Below are 2,655 nucleotides of genomic sequence, written 5' to 3'. Positions count from 1 at the left end.
GCGCCGGCCCCCTGCGGCGGGGGCGGCGCGGGCCGCGGCGTTCGGTCCGGGCAGCGCGGGCGGACCGGTCAGTGCTGGTGGTAGGCGTGGACCACGGCGTGACCGCGGCCCTTGCCGATCATCCACTTGTTGACCGGGACGGTCAGCACGAAGGCCAGGGCCAGCGAGCCGGCCAGGGCCGCCCAGAACACGAGGTCGGCGAGACCGGCGTCCATCGCGCCGGGCAGGGTCATCATCGCGGCGTTGTCGATGATCTCCATGACGATGATCGAGACGGTGTCGGCGGCCAGCGCGACCTTCACGGCGGTGCGGACGTCCAGGCCGGCCTTGAGCACGCCGCGCATGGTCAGCGCGTAGCCGAAGACGAAGGCCAGCAGCACCGCGAGCACCACGGTGGCACCGTTGCTCAGCCCGAGGGCGGTGCCGAGCACCATGCCGAGGATCTCGCCGATGGCGCAGCCGGTGAGGCAGTGCAGGGTCGCCTGCGCCGCGGCCGCCCAGGTCACGGGCCCACCGCCGTGGCCGTGGTGCGCGTGCTGTTCGTGGCTCCCGGGGTGCCCGGCGTGCCCTCCGTGAGCGTGGTGCTCGTGGTGGCCGTGGTGCTCGTGACCGGCGTGCTGCTGGTGGTCGTGCTGCGCGGGGTGTGCCATGTCGTCCTCCACGTGCTCGTCTCGTTCGCCGTGCTGCCCGGCTCGTCGATGACTCTATACCCCCCTGGGGTATGTGCCAACCCTCTTTCCCGGGCCCTCTTCCCACCCCGCGCCCGCCGTGCTCGGATGATTCGCATGACTGACGAACTCCACCGGGAACGACGCGAGGGCCACCGGGGCACCGGCCCGGGGGCGATCACCCCGGACGGCTGCGCCGTCGAGATGTACGCACGGCTGCCGGTCAACGACGAGCCCGAGGTGATCGCCGCCGCCGTGCCGCCCGGCGCGAGCCTGCTCGAACTGGGCTGCGGCGCGGGCCGGGTGACCCGTTCGCTGGTGGACCTGGGCTTCCGGGTGACGGCGGTGGACGAGTCCGCCGAGATGCTGGCCGAGGTCCGCGGGGCGCGCACCGTGCACAGCCCGATCGAGCGGCTGGACCTCGGCGAGCGCTTCGACGTCGTCCTGCTCGCCTCCTTCCTGGTGCACGCCGGCAGCCTGGACGTCCGGCGGGGCCTGCTGGACGCCTGCCGCCGCCACGTCGCCCCGGACGGCTGCGTGCTGATCCAGCGCGAGGGAGAGGACTGGCACACGAACGTGCCGCGCGAGCGCCCGCTGGGGACGGACGGCCGGGTGCGGGTGGCGTCGGCCACACCGGTGGCCGAGGGCGTCAACCGGGTGCACGTCGAGTACGAGTTCCCGGACGCGCGGTGGACCCAGACCTTCCTGTCCCGCCCGATGGACCGGGCGGAGTTCGAACAGGCCCTCGCCGAGGCCGGGCTGGCCGTCGACTCCTATCTGACCGAGGACCGGGTCTGGGTCCGGACCAGGCCGGCGACCGCCTGAGCGGCGCGGGTCCACCGGTCGCGGGAACGGCCCCCGAGGGTGGGGGCGGGCGACAGGCCGTCACCTGAACGGCGTAGCATCAGGCGGACGCCGGGCCCGCGCGCGGCCCGAGCGCCGGGCGGGACCGGTGGTTCGCCTGCCATCGGGCCGCGCCGCTGGACCGCGCCGGCCGGTTCGCAGGGCCGTTCCCGCACCGACCAACAAGGAACGCTTCATGCGCATCGAGCGACGGATACCCCCGGCGGGTGTCCGGTGATCGAATGGTTCCACGGGGCCGTCCTCGGCCTGATCCAGGGGCTCACCGAGTTCCTGCCGATCTCCTCCAGCGCCCACCTCCGGGTCTTCCCCGCCCTGTTCGGCTGGAAGGACCCCGGAGCGGCGTTCACCGCGGTGACGCAGCTCGGTACCGAGACCGCGGTGCTGATCTACTTCCGCCGCGACATCGCCTCGATCGTGAAGACCTGGACGCTCTCCCTGTTCCGGCCCGCGCTCCGCTCGCACCAGGACGCCCGGATGGGCTGGTTCGTGATCATGGGCACCCTGCCGATCGGCATCCTGGGCAAGCTGTTCCAGGACACCATCGAGCACGACCTGCGCGACCTGCGGATCATCGGCACCACGCTGATCCTGTTCGGTGTGATCCTCGCGGTCGCCGACCGCACCCGGGCCGTCCGCTACGCCAAGCCGATCACCGAGCTCACCCTGCCGCACGCGGCCGGCTACGGCATGGCCCAGGCGCTCGCGCTCATCCCCGGCGTGTCCCGCTCCGGCGGCACGATCAGCGCCGGCCTGCTGCTCGGCTACAGCCGCGAGGCGGCGGCCCGGTACTCGTTCCTGCTGGCGATCCCGGCGGTGCTGGCCTCCGGCGTGCTGGAGCTGTTCAAGATCGGCGAGGGTCCGGCGCCGGACTGGGGCCCGACCATCCTGGCCACCGTGATCGCCTTCGTGGTCGGCTACGCGGCGATCTCCTGGTTCCTGAAGTACATCTCGAACAACAGTTTCATGCCGTTCGTGATCTACCGCATCGCGCTGGGCATCCTGATCATCGTCCTGGTCTCGGTGGGCACCCTGGCGCCGGATGCCGGCGTGGTCGCCAAGTAGCGGCGAACGAGAACCGCGTTCCACCCGGCAGAGACGAGGAGGGCCGGTCCACCCCCGGGGG

Annotated in this window: 3 protein-coding genes; 2 read left to right on the top strand and 1 reads right to left on the bottom strand. The window is 72.5% G+C overall.

The window, feature by feature from the left end:
- Positions 1-68: 68 nt before the first annotated feature.
- On the bottom strand, positions 69-650 hold the full coding sequence (locus ACFU74_RS36910; RefSeq protein WP_380764513.1) for a DUF4396 domain-containing protein: 582 nt from the start codon (positions 648-650) through the stop codon (positions 69-71).
- A gap of 135 nt (positions 651-785) precedes the next feature.
- Between ACFU74_RS36910 and ACFU74_RS36905 the strand changes: the two genes are divergently transcribed.
- Together ACFU74_RS36905 and ACFU74_RS36900 are read left to right on the top strand one after the other, a co-directional pair.
- The gene (locus tag ACFU74_RS36905) at positions 786-1,493 is read left to right on the top strand and encodes a class I SAM-dependent methyltransferase (protein ID WP_380764512.1); all 708 of its coding nucleotides are present in this window, start codon (positions 786-788) and stop codon (positions 1,491-1,493) included.
- Positions 1,494-1,748: 255 nt separating this feature from the next.
- Positions 1,749-2,594, top strand: coding sequence for an undecaprenyl-diphosphate phosphatase (locus tag ACFU74_RS36900; RefSeq protein WP_380764514.1), 846 nt, complete (start codon positions 1,749-1,751; stop codon positions 2,592-2,594).
- The last annotated feature ends 61 nt before the right edge of the window (positions 2,595-2,655 follow it).

This window comes from Kitasatospora sp. NPDC057500, from assembly GCF_042802195.1.
Classification (GTDB): Bacteria; Actinomycetota; Actinomycetes; order Streptomycetales; family Streptomycetaceae; genus Kitasatospora.
This window is presented reverse-complemented; position numbering and strand designations above follow the sequence as displayed.

What these genes read in the sequence shown, in the direction of transcription:
- ACFU74_RS36905 (WP_380764512.1), top strand. Translation starts at nt 786, where the DNA reads ATGACTGACGAACTCCACCGGGAACGACGCGAGGGCCACCGGGGCACC.
- ACFU74_RS36910 (WP_380764513.1), bottom strand. Translation starts at nt 650, where the DNA reads ATGGCACACCCCGCGCAGCACGACCACCAGCAGCACGCCGGTCACGAG.